Source organism: Thermostichus sp. MS-CIW-37 (assembly GCF_054060065.1).
Genome location: NZ_JBSSCV010000043.1, coordinates 1 through 15,687 on the forward strand (window position 1 = coordinate 1; position 15,687 = coordinate 15,687).

The 15,687-nt window shown below is 59.9% G+C and carries 16 protein-coding genes; 8 read left to right on the plus strand and 8 right to left on the minus strand.

The features are described 5' to 3' along the window. Positions 1 to 581 precede the first annotated feature (581 nt). The gene (gene chlG / locus ACVWYZ_RS13510; protein WP_457467347.1) at positions 582 to 1,685 is read left to right on the plus strand and encodes a chlorophyll synthase ChlG; all 1,104 of its coding nucleotides are present in this window, start codon (positions 582 to 584) and stop codon (positions 1,683 to 1,685) included. Between the two features lie 184 nt (positions 1,686 to 1,869). Then, the gene (locus ACVWYZ_RS13515; protein WP_457467348.1) at positions 1,870 to 2,331 is read left to right on the plus strand and encodes a hypothetical protein; all 462 of its coding nucleotides are present in this window, start codon (positions 1,870 to 1,872) and stop codon (positions 2,329 to 2,331) included. A 56-nt stretch (positions 2,332 to 2,387) separates the two neighbouring features. On the opposite strand, the gene ACVWYZ_RS13520 is transcribed toward ACVWYZ_RS13515, so the two are convergent. The 5 genes from ACVWYZ_RS13520 to ACVWYZ_RS13540 form a co-directional block, all read right to left on the minus strand. After that, the gene (locus tag ACVWYZ_RS13520; protein ID WP_457467356.1) at positions 2,388 to 2,492 is read right to left on the minus strand and encodes an EAL domain-containing protein; all 105 of its coding nucleotides are present in this window, start codon (positions 2,490 to 2,492) and stop codon (positions 2,388 to 2,390) included. 225 nt (positions 2,493 to 2,717) lie between these two features. Next, complete coding sequence (locus ACVWYZ_RS13525; RefSeq protein WP_457467357.1) at positions 2,718 to 4,106, minus strand: MFS transporter; 1,389 nt, start codon at positions 4,104 to 4,106, stop codon at positions 2,718 to 2,720. A gap of 79 nt (positions 4,107 to 4,185) precedes the next feature. Further along, a complete protein-coding gene (locus ACVWYZ_RS13530; RefSeq protein ID WP_457467349.1) occupies positions 4,186 to 4,905 on the minus strand; it encodes a Uma2 family endonuclease in 720 nt (239 codons plus the stop codon). A gap of 40 nt (positions 4,906 to 4,945) precedes the next feature. After that, positions 4,946 to 6,340, minus strand: coding sequence for an aspartate ammonia-lyase (locus ACVWYZ_RS13535; RefSeq protein ID WP_457467350.1), 1,395 nt, complete (start codon positions 6,338 to 6,340; stop codon positions 4,946 to 4,948). A gap of 33 nt (positions 6,341 to 6,373) precedes the next feature. Then, positions 6,374 to 6,694 carry a hypothetical protein gene (locus ACVWYZ_RS13540; RefSeq protein WP_414357184.1) on the minus strand — a complete coding sequence of 107 codons (321 nt, stop codon included), beginning with the start codon at positions 6,692 to 6,694 and terminating at the stop codon, positions 6,374 to 6,376. 312 nt (positions 6,695 to 7,006) lie between these two features. On the opposite strand from ACVWYZ_RS13540, the gene infC reads away from it, so the two are divergent. The 4 genes from infC to raf1 all read left to right on the plus strand — a co-directional run bounded on the left by infC (position 7,007) and on the right by raf1 (position 11,334). Further along, positions 7,007 to 7,513: a translation initiation factor IF-3 gene (gene infC, locus ACVWYZ_RS13545; RefSeq protein ID WP_457410967.1), complete on the plus strand. Its 507-nt coding sequence runs from the start codon at positions 7,007 to 7,009 to the stop codon at positions 7,511 to 7,513. 15 nt (positions 7,514 to 7,528) lie between these two features. Next, on the plus strand, positions 7,529 to 7,993 hold the full coding sequence (gene bcp, locus ACVWYZ_RS13550; protein ID WP_457467351.1) for a thioredoxin-dependent thiol peroxidase: 465 nt from the start codon (positions 7,529 to 7,531) through the stop codon (positions 7,991 to 7,993). A 126-nt stretch (positions 7,994 to 8,119) separates the two neighbouring features. Next, positions 8,120 to 10,066 (plus strand): serine/threonine-protein kinase, encoded by a 1,947-nt coding sequence (locus tag ACVWYZ_RS13555; protein ID WP_457467352.1) that lies wholly within the window; start codon positions 8,120 to 8,122, stop codon positions 10,064 to 10,066. Between the two features lie 164 nt (positions 10,067 to 10,230). Beyond that, positions 10,231 to 11,334: a RuBisCO accumulation factor 1 gene (gene raf1 / locus ACVWYZ_RS13560; protein WP_457467353.1), complete on the plus strand. Its 1,104-nt coding sequence runs from the start codon at positions 10,231 to 10,233 to the stop codon at positions 11,332 to 11,334. Positions 11,335 to 11,420: 86 nt separating this feature from the next. Here raf1 and proB read toward each other — a convergent pair whose 3' ends face one another. Continuing rightward, positions 11,421 to 12,536: a glutamate 5-kinase gene (gene proB / locus ACVWYZ_RS13565; RefSeq protein WP_457467354.1), complete on the minus strand. Its 1,116-nt coding sequence runs from the start codon at positions 12,534 to 12,536 to the stop codon at positions 11,421 to 11,423. A 52-nt stretch (positions 12,537 to 12,588) separates the two neighbouring features. On the opposite strand from proB, the gene psb29 reads away from it, so the two are divergent. Next, positions 12,589 to 13,404 carry a photosystem II biogenesis protein Psp29 gene (psb29, locus tag ACVWYZ_RS13570; protein WP_457467355.1) on the plus strand — a complete coding sequence of 272 codons (816 nt, stop codon included), beginning with the start codon at positions 12,589 to 12,591 and terminating at the stop codon, positions 13,402 to 13,404. 9 nt (positions 13,405 to 13,413) lie between these two features. Here the strand turns inward: psb29 and ACVWYZ_RS13575 are convergent, their stop codons facing one another. Next, complete coding sequence (locus ACVWYZ_RS13575; RefSeq protein ID WP_414357197.1) at positions 13,414 to 14,118, minus strand: esterase/lipase family protein; 705 nt, start codon at positions 14,116 to 14,118, stop codon at positions 13,414 to 13,416. A 3-nt stretch (positions 14,119 to 14,121) separates the two neighbouring features. Beyond that, complete coding sequence (locus tag ACVWYZ_RS13580) at positions 14,122 to 14,676, minus strand: GNAT family N-acetyltransferase (protein ID WP_414357199.1); 555 nt, start codon at positions 14,674 to 14,676, stop codon at positions 14,122 to 14,124. A 167-nt stretch (positions 14,677 to 14,843) separates the two neighbouring features. On the opposite strand from ACVWYZ_RS13580, the gene ACVWYZ_RS13585 reads away from it, so the two are divergent. Beyond that, the gene (locus tag ACVWYZ_RS13585; RefSeq protein ID WP_414374952.1) at positions 14,844 to 15,563 is read left to right on the plus strand and encodes a DUF554 domain-containing protein; all 720 of its coding nucleotides are present in this window, start codon (positions 14,844 to 14,846) and stop codon (positions 15,561 to 15,563) included. Positions 15,564 to 15,687 lie beyond the last annotated feature (124 nt).

A 15,687-nucleotide genomic window follows, 5' to 3' on the forward strand; every position in this document is an offset into this window, starting at 1 on the left:
AGGACTTGGGTCATGGTTCTATCATAACTTCCGCATTCCTCCCGACACTGACCCTACGGGTACAGTGCGGGGCTCCTGCGATTTCTAGCTGAAGGTGAAGTAGAAGTATCTGGGGTGTTTCCACATCCCAGTAGCTGGTGCGTTCGCCTTGGCGGCGCGAAGCGCTTTGGCGTCCCCCACGGTGCTGCGGTATAAGCCACATGCTCGGTGTAGCTCAGTCAGTGGGAGTTGTTTTGCTGGCTGAGAACGGATCCTCTGGCTTTAGCCGTGGGGAGAATGTCAACCTCTCCTCTTGTTTGAGGAATCCGGTCAGCTAGACCGCCGAGAAGCGACGCCCTCTATGTATCAGCATGAGGGTCAGGATGAAAGGCGGAAACCCTTGCTATGGTAAACACAGAGCGGTGGGGCATCCCGTTCTTAAAGCTCAGGAAATGTCCTTAACAGGAGTCACTGAGAAGCTCGTACTCTTTCGCTTTAGCGGCGCGGAGCGCTTTGCATCAGCATGAGTGCGGGAGTATGTCACGATGTCTCTGAATGGGGGTGGTTATCCCCGTTATTGCAGTTTGATTGCGCATCCCACCATGAGCGAAAAGATCCCTCAAGATCCCTCCTCGCCGGAAATGGCGGCTGAGATGGCCTTTGCTGCGGAGCCCAGCATAGCAGAAGGAGCTGCTTCAGAAGAAGCCGCCCCAGACTCGGATCCCGGCAAGGGATCCCCTGGCACCGGCGGGTCGAATGCGCAGCGTGTCCGTCAACTGCTGGGCATGAAAGGAGCAGAGGTGGAGTCTCGCTCCATTTGGCAGTTGCACTTGCAACTGATGAAGCCTGTCACCTGGATCCCTTTGGTGTGGGGTCTGATTCCGGGGGCGGCATCTTCCGGTCACTTCACCTGGACTTGGGAGAATGTGGCTCTCATTTTGGTGGGCATGATCCTGGCGGGCCCCCTGATGACGGGCTATACCCAAACGGTGAACGAATACTACGACCGCGAGATCGACGCCATCAACGAGCCCTACCGCCCCATTCCCTCCGGCGCTATTTCTCTGCAGCGGGTGGTTATCCAGATCTGGGTGCTGCTGATCTTGGGGTTGGGCTTGGCCTACGCTCTGGACTGGTACACGGGCCATGACTTCCCGGTGATCACCTGCATTGCCTTGGCGGGAGCCCTGATTGCCTACATTTACTCGGCGCCCCCCCTGAAGCTCAAGCGCAACGGCTGGCTGGGCAACTATGCCCTTGGTGCCAGCTACATCGCCCTGCCCTGGTGGACAGGCCACGCCTTGTTCGGCGAGCTAAACTGGACGGTCTGCATCCTGACGCTGATCTACAGCTTGGCCGGGCTGGGGATTGCTGTGGTCAACGATTTCAAAAGCATCGAAGGGGACAGGCAGTTTGGCTTGGCCTCTTTGCCGGTGATGTTCGGGGCGATGGGGGCCGCTTGGATCTCGGTGCTGATGATCGACCTGTTCCAGTTCGGCATGGCCTCGTTTTTGCTGGGGGCGGGCCTAAAACTTTACGCGGCCCTTTTGGTGCTGCTGATCATTCCCCAAATAACCTTCCAAGATATGTACCTCCTGCGGGATCCTTTGAACAACGATGTGAAATACCAAGCCAGCGCGCAGCCCTTTTTGGTGTTGGGCATGTTGGTGGTCGGGCTGGCGTTGGGCCGCTCGGGGCTGTGGTAGTCGAGCCGACGGCAAAGTGCCCATCTTGGCAACAGAGGTGACGGCTTCCGCCCTGGGTTCGGCCCGACATCTGGGCCAAGATCAAGTCAAGATCAAGTTAAGTTGAGCCAGGGATCCATCCCCTGCAAGGATCGTTGGCGGATCCCTGGAAGCTGTTATGGCCCTGGGCCAAAGGAGATATCCAATGAAGCTGTTGTTTCCCCTCCAACTCGGCCTAAGCCTGGCTTTGCTCTTGGGGCCGCTGGCCATCTCTCCCGCCCAAGCACAGCGGATCGTCATCGACGGGCGGGGGATCGTGGTAGAACCCAGCACAGGTGGCTCGGTGATCCTCAATCCCGACCAGCCGGTCTTTTCTCCAATCTTGCCCTCTGCAGTTCCTTTTTCCATCGATGAAGAAGGCAGGATCGTCTCCGCCCCTGGCTACCGCTGCAGTGCGGCTACTGCTGCCGACAACTCCCCCATCATCTGTCGCTCCCAGTTCAACCGCAACGACGTGGTGGTGTATGAGCGGGACGGCCAATCCAACACCTTCTTCGTAAATGCTGACAACACAGTGATCCGGCCCTCCGGCAGTGGGCTGCGGATTTTGCCCAGCTCTGAACCGGTGACTCCCTCGGGTAGCGGCCTGCGCATCATCCTGGATTGAGGGCAGGGATCCCTTCACCTCTTGTCCAGTTGCAACCGCAGCATTTGCTCTGCATCCTAGAGAGGTTTGGCGAAGAAATAGCCCTGGCCATACTCGCAGTTCAACAACCTCATTAAGTGCAGTTGCTGTAGGGTTTCGATCCCCTCGGCAGTGACATCCATTCCCAGGCTGCGGGCCAAGGTGATGATCAGGCAATGGTCTCGGCATTTTCTTCATTCGGCCCCCAGCGCGAGATGAAGGAGTGATCGATTTTCAGGCCATTTTTTCAGGCCATTGATGAGGTAATCCTGCAGGCCCCTGAGAGAGGAGTAGCCTGGGCCGAAGATCAAAACCCCCGCAATTGCGCCAGTTGCTCTGCCGCTAGAAACCGTAGCCTATTTTGCGGTCTAAGGAGATCTTTCGGCGCTGGGGTGGTATTGTTGCCGTCTTTCTTCCAATTCCATCAGGATCTGCTGATGACGCTGCCGGGTGATTGGGTAGAACCACACCAGCAAGATCCCGCCGATCAAAGCCACTCCCGGTAAGGGGCCAATGGCAACGCGAATGGCCAACAAAGCCGATTCCGGCTGGATGGGCAGGGCCTCTCCGGCCACCGAAGGCACAAAGCCGGCCCAATCCAGAGCTTGCCCCACGAAAAACAGTCCCAGCGCCAGGCCCACCTTTTGTAAGAAGACCATAAAAGCGTAGAAGATCCCCTCCCGCCGCTCCCCGGTTTGTAGTTCATCCAGATCGATCACATCCGGCAACATGGACCAAGGGCCGAGATAGGCCGTAGCAGAAACCCCAATGCCGGCCAACAGAGCCAGCCCAATCATGATCCCTTGCTGGCCGGGCTGGAGGAAAAACAGGCCCGCCTGCGAGATCAGCCAAAACCCCGCCCCGATAAGGTACATGGTGCGCTTGTCCAGATGGGTGCTCAGTTGGGTCCAACCGAACAGCGTCAGCACTGCGATCCCCTGTACCGCCAGTACCACCAAGGAAATCCACACCTCCGGCAGGCCCATCCAGAAGACGATGAAATAAGGGATGATTGTGGCTGTGAACTGAAACGCTAGCCAAGAACACAGGTAGATGCCGCTGACAAACAGGTAGGGGCGGTTGCTGAAGGCCACCCGCAGTTGTTGAACCAGGGGCATGGGATCCCGTTGGGATGGATACCGTTCTCGCACCCCCCAAAAGCAGATCAGCAAGGGCACAGCCGAGATCACTCCAAAACAGGCTCCCGCCAGCAGGTGGCCGGCAGCCCGATCCGGCAGCAAGTTGACCAAGAGCGGAAAGGTAACCACCGCAACCATGCTGCCCCCTACAGAGAAGGCAAAGCGGAATTGGTTGAGCTGGGTGCGCTCGTCGTAATCCTGGGTCAGCTCCGCTGTCAGGGAGGCGTAGGGAATATTGGCCGCAGAGTAGAAGGTATTGAACAAGAGCGACACCGCCAGGTAGTAGGCAAACAGGGGGCCAATCCGACCGGGAAAAGGGATCCACCACTGGGCCAGGAACGTGAGGCCAAAGGGGAGGGCTGCAAACAGCAGCCAGGGGCGGCGACGGCCCCAACGGGTGCGGGTGCGGTCGCTGAGAATGCCGATGATGGGATCGTTGATGGCATCCCAAAAGCGAGTGATGGCGTAGATGCTGCCGGCTAGGCCTGCCGACATGCCAACGGTATTGGTGAGAAAGGGCAGCAGGAAAAAGATGAGGATGTTGGCCGTCATGCCTGTGCCCAGATCCCCCACCCCATAGGCCAGCTTCGTCCACAAACTGAGTCGCTGTCTGGTCATCATGTCCCCCTGGAATGCCAGGATTCCAGTGTAGGGGGTAGGTGGAGATTTCTTTTTTGGGGATCCCTGGAAAAGCTGATCAAAATTCAGGGTCTTCTCCCAGTTCCCGTAGCCGCTGGGCCAGTCGTTCGGCTCGGGAGCGTTCTAGGTCTGCCCGTTGCCGTTCCAATTCAGCCCGCTGCCGTTCTAGTTCAGCTCCCGTAGGCAACAATTGCCCTGCCCTATCATACCAGCGCACCCAAAAGCGTTCTCGCCCCTCGTAGGATCCCCACCACCGACCGATACTCAAGTCCAAATCGGGCAACAGAATGGGGGGATGTTCTCCAGCGCCTGAGCCGGGGAGCAGCTCATAGTGTCCGCCCTGGAGTTGATAAACATTCAGCTCATCGGTCTCTAGCTCGAAGGTGACGTAGTAGGGGATCCGCAGCCGCCTTTCGTAGAGCTGGAATTTGGCTTGTCCGGGTTTTTCTTCCCCCTGGTCGTTGCAGATGATCTCCAAGATGAGAATAGGCAAGATATTCCCTTCATCCCAAACCACATAACTTTTGCGGGCAGTGCCATCCCGCCAACGGGGAACCCCCAGCACCAGAAACAAATCTGGAACAATGACCTGCCGGGGTAGGGCGTAGTAAAGGCCCATATTGCAAGCCACAAAAAAGTCTTGCCGATCCGACCAGTGCAGCAGCAGCGGCTCCCGGAGGAGGGGGTATTGGCGGCCTTGATCCTCGTTGTCCAAGGGGGTGTCGTCTGTATCGGGCAAGTCGTGCTGGGTGGGCCAGCGATAGGGGGTAATGGTCATGGCCGGGCAGGAGCAGTATGCCTCCACTGTAGCGAATGGGTTAGGACTGCATTTGGCTCATCGCCTCCAGATCCAGCACTTCCGCCACCTGCTCTGGGGTCATGAGGTTGCGCTCCAAAACAATCTGTCGAATGGGCTGGCCGGTTTCCAGAGAAGCCTTGGCCACCTCTGCCGCTTGTAAGTAGCCGATGTAGGGGTTGAGAGCAGTCACCAAAGCCAGCGTCCCTTCCGCGTAGCCGCGGCATCGCTGCGGTTGGGGGGTGATGCCTTGAATGCAGCGCTCGGTGAAGACCCGCAGGCTGTTGTTTAGGATCTGTAGGCTGTGCAGGAGGTCATAAGCAATGAGGGGCATCATCACGTTCAGCTCAAATTGCCCCGCCTGAGCACAGAGGGTGATGGCGGTATCCAGCCCGATCACCTGAAAGCAGACCATGTTCAGCATCTCGGCCATTACCGGGTTATACTTTCCGGGCATGATGGAAGAGCCGGGCTGAACCGGGGGGAGTTGGATCTCCTTGAGGCCGGTCTTGGGGCCGGAATCCATCAGCCGCAGGTCGTTGGCCAACTTGATGCCATCTTGGGCCAAGTTGCGCAGGGATCCCGACAGATGCACAAAGGGGGCCATGCTCTGCATCGCCGCCATCAGGTGGGGGGCAGGGGTCAGGGGTAGCTGAGTATATTCCGCCAGCCGTTGCACCACCCGCTGCCGATACTGGGGATGGGTGTTGAGGCCGGTGCCGACGGCGCTTCCCCCCAGCCCCAAGCTGCACAGGGCCTGGCTGGCCTCCTCAATCCACCGACGGTGTTGGGCAAAGATGGCCGCGTAGGCGCCGAAGCTATCCCCCAGCCGCACTGGCACCGCATCCTGCAAATGGGTGCGACCGGCCTTGAGGATCCCGTGAAAGTCTTTTGCCTTCTGCTCGAGGGCTGCCACCAAATTGTCTAGAGTGCCCAGCAGATCCCGTCGCACCCGCAGCAGGGCAGCCAGACGAATGGCGGTGGGGATGACATCGTTGGTGGACTGGCCGTAGTTGACATGGTCGTTGGGGCTGACCCGCTCGTAGCGGCCCTTGGGCTCCCCCAGGATCTCCAGAGCGCGGTTGGCCAGCACTTCGTTGACGTTCATGTGGTGGGAGGTGCCCGCCCCCGCCTGGTACACATCCACCACAAACTGATCCCGCAGGGATCCCTGGAGGATCTCATCCGCCGCTTGGACAATCGCCTTGGCCACCTCTGCCGGAATGCACCCCAACTCCCCATTGACCTCTGCCGCCGCTTTTTTGATCAGCACGCAGGCTTCTACATACTCCGGCAGGGGCTTGAGGCCGCTGATGGGAAAGTTCTCTAGGGCGCGGACGGTTTGAATGCCGTAATAAACCGACTGCGGCAGTTGCCGCTCCCCCATCGAGTCCCGCTCGCTGCGTACCTCGGCCAAGGCGTTCTCCTCTCCCGTTCGCGGATCCTTGGGCTAGCTTCCGGTAGTCCCCTCCGAGGGTGTCTCGAGGGCCGGGGATCCTTTCTGTAAGTTCTGTAAAGTGGCCAGCAACTGTTGGCCGAGGCGCTCGTTGTTCTCGGCCAAGACCAACACCATGGCCGCACAGGCCAGGTGCACCCCTGCTCGAAATTCCGCCGAAGACTTGTACTGGATCAGCGCCTCGCTATCTCCTTCCCGCGGGCTGAGGATGAGCTGAACCGACTTTTGGGCCAACTCTGTCAGTTCCCGTTCCGTTAAACCGAGCTGCACCGCTTCTGCCCTCCCTGCTGGCCGACAAACAACCTTTGATCCCATCAGGATCGCCACTTTGGTATCCTACCGCGGTTGTTGCCCCAATCTGGCAGGATCCCCAAGTGAGCGGGCCTTGACAACTCTTGATAGCTCTAGAAGGAGGTAGAAAATGCCGGTTAGTATAGGTGCAGCATGCCTTAGCCTGCGGGCCGATAGCCGACTTTGATTGGATAAGTTCAAATCCACGGGTCGGCACTGCTCCTAGGGGGCTTGCTTCTACTTAGCATGGGTTTTGTGCTGTTCATTTCGTTGAGAGAGGAAAACTTGACCGTAGAGCGTCCACTTGACCGCTTCCCCCGCAAGCAGCGTGCAGAGCTGCCGGCCATCAACGAGCGCATCCGCTTCCCCAAAATCCGCCTCATCGATACCGACGGCACCCAGTTGGGGATCATGAGCCCGCGCGAGGCCCTGCGCCTGGCAGAAGAAAAAGATCTGGATTTGGTCTTGGTGAGCGAAAAGGCCGATCCGCCCGTCTGCCGCATCATGGACTACGGCAAGTTCAAGTTTGAGAAGGAGAAAAAAGAACGGGAGGCCCGTAAGAAGCAACACACCGCCGAGATCAAGGAAGTGAAGTTTCGCTACAACATCGGCGAGCACGATTACCATGTCCGCCTGCGCAGCGCCCAGCAGTTCTTGGGGGATGGAGACAAGGTGAAAGCCACCGTGATGTTCCGCGGTCGCGAGGCCCAGCACGCCGAGCTGGGGGAAGAATTGCTGCAGCGCTTGTTCAAAGACCTGGAGGGCGTGGCGGAAATGCAGCAGCCTCCCCAAAAGGAAGGGCGAAACATCACGATGATTCTCTCTCCCAAAAAATCGGTCTGAGGAGGGATCCCACCTATGCCCCTTGCGGTTGGGGATCCGGCTCCGGAGTTCACCCTGCCCGATGCCGAGGGCAATCTCATCAGCTTGAGCCAGTTGCGGGGCCAGCGGGTGGTGCTCTATTTTTACCCGCGGGACAACACCCCCGGCTGCACCCAAGAAGCCTGCGGCTTTCGGGATGCCTACGCTGACTATCAAGCCCACGGCATCGCCATCTTGGGGGTGAGCGCCGACGATGCCCGTTCCCACCAAAAATTTGCCCAGAAGCTGCAACTGCCCTTCCCCCTGTTGGTGGATGAGGGGGCCAAGGTGGCCAGGGCTTACGGGGTCTATGGGCCGAAAAAGTTCATGGGCAAAGAGTACAACGGCATTCACCGCACCACTTTTGTTATTGATCCGGAGGGGAAGATCGAGGCCGTTATCACCAAGGTCAAGGTGGAAACCCACGCAGCGGAGCTGCTCAAGCAGTTGACCGGCTCTTAGGCTTTCCGGTGGGAGTTCGGCAGACCTGCTGCTGGGCTCGTTGTTCTGGAACCTGAGCCAAGACGGGAACGAAAAGAGCAAAAAAAGATGTAAAGTGCCGGTATTGATTCCTCGTGGGCTAGGGCCGTGTCCCGACGCAGCCGTACCCTCAAGTCGATTCACGACAGCTACCAAATGTTGGGTTTGGCCGGCCAAGGGCAGTACGGGCGTGTATTCTGTGCCCGTCCCCGTCAAGGAGGAGACCTGGTGGCCCTGAAGGAGCTGCCGGCGGAGCGCTTTCCCACCCAAAATCTGCTGCGGGAGCTGCGCCATCTGCTCACCCTCAACCACCCCAACATTACCCGCTGCTACGCCCTCGAACATGCCCGCGAAGGTCGCTACCTGGTGTTGGAGTACTGCGAGGGAGGCACGCTGCGGGAGCTGATCGACCAGGTGGAGCAAGGGCTGTGGCTGCCGGTCAAACAGGTTTTGGGCTTTGTGGATCAGATTTTGGCCGGGTTAGATCATGCCCACCGGCAGGGGGTGATCCACTGCGATGTCAAGCCCGAGAACATCCTGCTCAAGCCCACGCCCCAGGGCTGGCAACTGAAGCTGACGGATTTTGGCATCGCCCGTCGCCTGCAGCCTGCTGCCGGCGAGATCACCGCCACCGGATCCCCTGCCTACATGGCTCCCGAGCGCTTCTACGGTCAGTTTAGCCCTGCCTCGGATCTCTACGCGGTGGGGATCATCCTGCTGGAGCTGCTGACGGGCTGGCGGCCTTTTTCCGGATCCCCCAGCCAGTTGATGCACGCCCACCTCAACCAGCCGTTTGTCTGTCCCGAAGGGATCCCTGCCCCGCTGCGGGAGGTGCTGGAGATAGCCCTACGCAAGTTGCCCTTGCGGCGGTTCCGCACTGCTGCCCAAATGCGGTCGGCTTTGGCGGTGGTTGCCCAAGAGTGGCAAGAGCCGGCCAGTTGTTGGGTTGGCCCTCGCCTGCCCAGATGGCCGCCCCCTGGGGTACAGGTTTGGGATCTGCCGGATCTGGGCTCTGTTGACACTGGCGGGATGGAGTTCCTGGCCGAGCAAAAGTTCTGCATCTGCGAGGATCCCAGCGGCTCCAGATCCCCGCTGCTGTTGCGGGTGACCCCCCAGAGGCTGGAATGGCTGGAGCTCCAGAACCTTGCCCTGGGATCCCCTGCTTTGGCCCATTTTTCCCTGGACGAGCCAATTCGGGCGGTGCTGCCCTTGAACACCTTCCCGGAAGCCCTGGCCTTCTCCCGAAGCAGCCTTTTGCACCTCAGCCCCAGCCACATCCGCACCTTGCTCAGCTTTGAGGAGGATTGGCAGGCCACCTGGCTGGCAGAGCGACAGGAGCTGGTCTGGGCCACCGCCCAAGAGTTGGGGGCCGTACAATGGCAGCCGGCCACGTCGACAGGAACACAGCCTTTCCCCGATTCCCGGTGCTATTTTCGTTGGCCTTGGCAGGGATCCCTGTCCCGCTTGCTGGCCCTCTCGGAGCATCTGGTTTTGTTGACAGGTGTGGGGCAGCAGTGGGTGGAGATGAGCCTCTTGCCCTATCCCAAGGGACGCCATCCCGCTGTCGCGACCGGTTGGTCTCTGCAGACGGGATCCCAGCCCATTCGCTATCGCCTGCCCTTGGATCCCCAAGGGGGGGTGATCAGCTTGGGAGAACGGTTGCTCTTTGCGGCAACAGATGAGGGAAGGGAAGGCCAGCAAGGTTGCTGCCCCTATCTCCACTCGGTGCAGGTGAATCCGCTGCGGGTGCGCCGCTGGTTCTTGAAAGGGCAACCTGTCCAGATGGCCAAGGCCCCTTGGGGCGTGCTGCTGCTGTGTCGAGAGGGCGAGCAATCCACTTCCCTCTGGCTGTACAGTGAAAAAGGGGATCCCTTGGCCCAAGTAGCTGTGCCTAACGGCTCACAGGTGTTGCAGGTGGGCCAAAGGGGCAAGATTTGGCTGCAGGTGCCCAAAGCAGAGAAATCTCACCTGTCTCAGCTTTGGCAATTGGATCTGAACTGCTTGCCGGTGAGTGGACAGCCTTCCCAGGTGATGCTGTGCGACCCAGCGATCTAGAGTTTCGCCAAGGACTCCGTCCCGCTGTCGCGACCGGACTCGGCCAGAACCGCTATCAGCCCTAAGATCAAGTTTGAAGATCAAGTTTGGCCAGATGCCCGGCCAGCTCTGCTGGGCTGTGGACCAGGGGAGTGGTGATCTGTCCAGCCTGTTGGAGAACAAGCATGAGTCAGTATCTGCCGGAACCTGCTGCTGTGGAGGAGGATCCCAGCTTGTTGGTAGAGCGGCTGCGCCGCAAAGAGGGCCGGTGGCTGGATTGGGCCAAGGCCTGTCAAGCTTTGCAACGACAGAAAATGACTCCCCAGGCCATCTTCGAGGCAACCGGGTTTGAGCCCATTCACCAAAACCAGATCCTTGTTGCGGCCCAAGTTTACGAAGGGATAGCCAAAGCAGGAGCCAGCCCAGCAGTTCTGGAGCATTTTGCCCACAAAGGTAGCGATATCCTCTACGAGTTGCGCATTCTCTCTCCACAGGATCGGGTTCGGGTGGCGGAATTCATCTTCAGTCGCCATTTGCATGCCGCTGATGCTCATGAGATCGCCCGCGCCGTGAAAAATTATGCCCAGCTCCAACAGCTTCCGGAAGGGTTTACGGATCACCCCGGCGATGCGGTGGCCTATCAAGCCTGGCGGACGGCCCAGCAAACCCGCGATCTGCAGGAGCGAACTCGGGCTATCGGTCGAGCGTTTCAGTATGTCCACAGTGATACAGCCCGCCGACAGGTGGAGCAGCTCTTGTCCACGATTGCCACCAGCTCCCGCCCCCAACGCAGCGTTTTGCCCAAGCTGTCCGTGTTTCGCTTGGAAGAAGATCTGCCGCGACTGCTGCCGGTGGCCGGATCCCTGCCTCTTGCAACTGCCGCCTGGGAAGGGATCCCCTCCAGCGAGCCGCAAGGGCCCTTTGGCTGGGTCAACAGCCCGACGGAGCAAACTTGGATGGCCTTGCCCGCTTGGCCGGTGATTCAAAAGGCCGGGGATCCGGTGATCCTCCAGGTGGAAAACCGGCTTTTGGGATCCCTATTGGGCTTGCCGGTGCCTGCCGGCGAAGAGCAGGATCCGGTCTTGCTGGTGGTCGATCGCGCCGCTCGGGTTTGGGAGGGAGCTCAGATGGCGGGATTTTTCCTGGTGGATCGGGCCGGATCCCTGGCGGTGGAGTGGATAGAAGACTCGCCCTCCTCTCCCCTGTTGGGCCAGGTGCTGATGGCCGTGCGCCCCCCGCGGGTTTTCGATGAGGTGCTGGCTCAGGATCCCTGGCAGTTGGAAGAATAGGCGTTGGGATCCCGCCGTTGTAGCCATTCGTGCTAGTGGTGCAGAGCACCGCGCCTGGACTCGCCCCCATGGCCTCACCCATGGCCTCAATTGAGCAAGGCCAAGTTATCCCGGTGGACGGCAGTATCAACCCCTTCGTAGCCCAGGATGCGGGGAATCTCGGCGGTTTTTTTGCCCTTAATCTGCCGCAGCTCCTCGGCGCTGTAGTTCACCAGGCCCCGCGCCACCTCCTGGCCGCTGGGATCGCACAGGCGCACGGCAGCCCCCGCCTCAAACTCTCCAGAAATGGCTGTGATCCCTGCCGGCAGCAGCGAGCGCCCCTGCTGGCACACCGCTCGTACCGCCCCCTCATCCAACGTCAGGGATCCCTCGGGGATGAGGCCGTAGGCAATCCATCGCTTGCGGGCGCTGGCGGGCTGGGGAGCCGGATCAAAGCGGGTGCCGATGGCCTCGCCGGCCAGAATGGCCGGAATTTGCTCAGGCCGTTTGCCATTGGTAATCACCACCGTTACCCCTGCGGCTGTAGCAATTTGAGCAGCGGTCAGCTTGGTGGCCATGCCGCCGGTGCCCCAGCCGCTTTTCCCCTGGGCTTCGGCCTTCACCTGTAGGGGGATCCCGGGCAACACCCGCTCGATGGGCTCAGCGGAAGGATCTCGGTTGGGGTCAGCCGAATAGAGCTTGTCCACATCGGTGAGCAGGATGAGCCACTTGGCCTGCACCATGCTGGCCACCAACGCCGAAAGCGAGTCGTTGTCACCAAACTTCAACTCTTCCACCGCCACCGTGTCGTTTTCGTTGACGATGGGAATAACCCCCATCTGCAGCAGTTGGGCAAAAGTGCGATTGGCGTTCACGTAGCGGTTGCGCTCCACCAGATCGCCACGGGTGAGCAGCACTTGGGCAATCGGCTGGTTCAGAGCCGAGAAGAGGTCATCGTAAAGGCGGATCAGCCGCCCCTGTCCCACCGCAGCCACCGCCTGCTTCTCGGCAATAGCCGTCGGTCGTTGCCGCCAGCCAAGGCGAGCACAACCCACCCCCACCGCCCCGGAGGAGACCAAGATCACCGCGTATCCCTGCCGGCGCAGGTGAGTCAGCACCTCCACCAGCGGCCCCAATACGGAAAGACGCAACGAGCCGGTCTGAGTATCTGTCAGGCTAGAGGTGCCGATCTTCACCACCACCGTCACGTCTGTTGTTGCCATCGCCTCCCTCAACCCATCTTCCCACCCATCTATTCACCATAGCGGAGCCAAGATGCGGCTGTATTGGTCGTCGCTTGCCCTCAGGGTCACCACAGGCGAGAATAGAACAGAGAAAGCCGTCCTCAAGCTCACCTTTTTTTGTCTGCCTGTGAATCCTGTTCGCACCCTCTCCGCCACCAAAGCGGCCTTTTTCAGCGCCTACCCTCGCCCGATCAACGCCGTCTATCGCCGGGTGGTGGAGGAGTTGTTGGTCGAGCTGCACCTGACCACCGTCAACAGCACCTTCATCTACGATCCGTTTTTTGCCTTGGGGATGGTCACCCTCTACGACGGGCTGATGGAAGCCTACCAACCCCCCGAACAGCGAGAAGCCATTTTCAACGCCCTCTGTAAGGCTTTGCACCTCAAGCCGGAGGTGTTGCGCAAGAATGCCCGCGATCTGCTGGAGTTGATGCGCAGCGGGGATCCCCGTCAGAGACTGGATCTCCTTTGCCTCAAGCCAGAGGCGGAAGATGTGGGCGGGTTGAAAGCCATTTTGGAGCGCATGACTCAGCCGCCCTATGCCTACAGCCGGGTCTTGGCTGTTGGCCTTTATACAGCCTATGAAGCCGTGGCCAAGTCCCTTTACAAAGAAGCGGAAGAGCGCACCCGCCGCTTTTTGGAGGATGTGGTGGGCAAGCTGCCCTTTTCGGCAGAGCGGGTGAAAAAGGATCTGGAGCTCTATCGGAGTAGTTTGGATCGCATGAAGCAGGCGCGGGCTGTGGTCGAGGAGATGGTGAAAGCCGCCCGACGCCAGCAGGAACGCCGCCAATCCGCCGCCCCTTTGCCCGAGACTTCCCTTGCCGACCCGAGCGAGCCCAGCAGCTAAAGGCAGGCCCTAAGCCAAATACCGAGCCCAGGTTTCCACCACCTCGGGGGATCCATACCAGCGCCGTCCACCCCGACCGGAATGGTAACAGTCGGGCAGGGTGAGATTGACAGCCCCCTGCAAGTGGGCAGCCTCGATGGGGATAATGCCATCGCCCCACAATTCCCCCTGTCCAGCCGTGAGCCAATAGCTGTTGTAGGCCAGCCAAGCCAGATAATCCTCCTGTCGCCACAGGGATCCCAGGCCCAAGCGCCGCCCCTGAATGGCTCTGCCCGCCACGCACACATAGTTCACCTCGGGCCAAAAGGCCCCCGGATAGTGGGTGTTGACAAAGTCCAAATTGCGCTTCGTCCAGCGCTCCCGGCTGATGTGAGGGGATCCCAGGCTGATCAGCGTAGCGACGTGCTCCCGCCCCTGCCACACCTGTCCCCCGTAAGGCACGGATCCCAGGTAGATGCGGGCAATCCAGCCGCCGGCGGAGTGGGCCACCAGGTTAACCCGGTCAACCCCAAACTCAGCGCAGGTCTTTTGGATGGCCTCTCGCAGCGCCCACAGGATGGGAGTGACGGGCCTTCCCCCCAGCGTGGGAAACCAACTGCGCACCCGTAACGGCACCACCCGTGCCGCATAGCCGCGGGCTTCCAGCTCTTGACGCAAGGGCTCATACTCCGACGCGCCCGCCAGATAACCGGGCAAAATCACCAGAGGAGCCATACGCTAGCGGGGATACCAGAACATGCCTTTGATCCCCTCGGGGTCGGGGGTGAAGCCCAGCCGCTCGTAAAAGCTGACCACCCCTTGATCGGCAAAAAGGGTGATGTTGCTGATGTCTTGGGCGCGCAGCTCTTGGATCACCTTTTCCATCAGCCGCTTGCCCAGACCCTTGCCCTGGAAATCGGGATGAACCACCACGTCCCAAATGGTGGCATTGAAGGCGTGGTCGGACGTTGCCCGGGCAAAGCCGATGAGGCGACGATAGCTGCCCCGCTGCTGCCACATCGACACCACCAAAAAGCTGTGCTGCAGGGCTTTTCTCACCTTGGGAATGGGACGACGCGACCATCCCACCGCATCGCAGAGCTCCTCCAGCTCGTACAGATCCAAGTTGGGATCCAAGCTGAACAGGATGGACTCGCCCTGTACCGCCACCACTTCCTGACGGTCGCGACTGCGCTGCGCGGCAACATGACCAGCTTTGGCCGTCGTTTTTTGCGCCAACTCTTTCGTCGAAGCGGCCCCTGCTGCCCCGAACAGGCCCTTCCAAAAGCTCATCGGATGTCTTCGTGGAGTGAAAGCCCCCATCTGATCAGGTAGGCGTGTCCTCAGTATAGCCAGGATTGGCAGCGGGAATAGCTGAATCTGCATAGGTGCTTCCGCGCAGGCTTGGGACAGGTCTTTATCGGAAACTGAGAGTGGAAAGTCTGGGCGCTAAAAAGTCTATGGCTCCTCCCGGCACCGGCACTCTCGTCAATACCCTCGCCATCTTGGCGGGGAGCGGCCTTGGTTGGGGAGTAGGTAGCCGCCTGCCCCAGCGAATGAGCCAAACCCTTTTGCAAGCCATGGGATCCCTGGTGCTGGTCTTAGGGATCCAAATGGCCCTCACCCTCGGCAGTGCCGCCCAAGCGGTAACGGTTTTGGTTGCTCTGATGTCAGGAGCTGTGCTGGGGGAGTGGATTGACATCGAGGCTGCTTTTGAGCGGATTGGCCAGGCCCTGGAAAAGCAGGTAAGCCGTTGGCTGGGCCCCAACCCGATTACCCGTGCCTTCGTCACCACCAGCATCCTGTTTGTGGTCGGCCCCATGACCCTGCTGGGATCCATCCAGGATGGATTGGGGGATCCCTCGCTGTTGTTGGTGAAAGCCGCTTTGGACGGGATCGCCACCCTCGCCTTCACCGCCAGCCTTGGCTGGGGCACCCTATTTTCTGCGGTGCCGGTGCTCCTGGTTCAGGGGGGAGTGGCTTTGTTGGCGCGGCAGTTGCAGCCTCTGTTGCGCCCAGACCTGATCGCCGCCTTGGAGGCCACCGGTGGGATCCTGATCTTGGGCATTGGCCTCAACCTGCTCGGCCTGGCCCGCCTGCGGGTGGCCAACTTGCTACCGGCTTTGGTGATCGTGGAGCTGCTGGTGGGGTTTTTCCCCGTTTGGGATCTCCACTTCTAGGTTTCCAGGTCGGTTGGGAGGTAGAAAGGGTCAGCTAGAAATCGCAGGAGCCCCGCACTGTACCCGTAGGGTCAGTGTCGGGAGGAATGCGGAAGTTATGATAGAACCATGACCCAAGTCCTGA

Excerpts from the sequence above, each read along its gene's own strand:
- bcp (WP_457467351.1), top strand. The coding sequence starts at position 7,529 with ATGCCCCTTGCGGTTGGGGATCCGGCTCCGGAGTTCACCCTGCCCGAT.
- ACVWYZ_RS13585 (WP_414374952.1), top strand. The coding sequence starts at position 14,844 with ATGGCTCCTCCCGGCACCGGCACTCTCGTCAATACCCTCGCCATCTTG.
- ACVWYZ_RS13525 (WP_457467357.1), bottom strand. The coding sequence starts at position 4,106 with ATGACCAGACAGCGACTCAGTTTGTGGACGAAGCTGGCCTATGGGGTG.
- raf1 (WP_457467353.1), top strand. The coding sequence starts at position 10,231 with ATGAGTCAGTATCTGCCGGAACCTGCTGCTGTGGAGGAGGATCCCAGC.
- ACVWYZ_RS13515 (WP_457467348.1), top strand. The coding sequence starts at position 1,870 with ATGAAGCTGTTGTTTCCCCTCCAACTCGGCCTAAGCCTGGCTTTGCTC.
- ACVWYZ_RS13580 (WP_414357199.1), bottom strand. The coding sequence starts at position 14,676 with ATGAGCTTTTGGAAGGGCCTGTTCGGGGCAGCAGGGGCCGCTTCGACG.
- ACVWYZ_RS13540 (WP_414357184.1), bottom strand. The coding sequence starts at position 6,694 with ATGGGATCAAAGGTTGTTTGTCGGCCAGCAGGGAGGGCAGAAGCGGTG.
- chlG (WP_457467347.1), top strand. The coding sequence starts at position 582 with ATGAGCGAAAAGATCCCTCAAGATCCCTCCTCGCCGGAAATGGCGGCT.
- proB (WP_457467354.1), bottom strand. The coding sequence starts at position 12,536 with ATGGCAACAACAGACGTGACGGTGGTGGTGAAGATCGGCACCTCTAGC.
- ACVWYZ_RS13520 (WP_457467356.1), bottom strand. The coding sequence starts at position 2,492 with ATGGATGTCACTGCCGAGGGGATCGAAACCCTACAGCAACTGCACTTA.
- ACVWYZ_RS13530 (WP_457467349.1), bottom strand. The coding sequence starts at position 4,905 with ATGACCATTACCCCCTATCGCTGGCCCACCCAGCACGACTTGCCCGAT.
- ACVWYZ_RS13575 (WP_414357197.1), bottom strand. The coding sequence starts at position 14,118 with ATGGCTCCTCTGGTGATTTTGCCCGGTTATCTGGCGGGCGCGTCGGAG.
- psb29 (WP_457467355.1), top strand. The coding sequence starts at position 12,589 with ATGCGGCTGTATTGGTCGTCGCTTGCCCTCAGGGTCACCACAGGCGAG.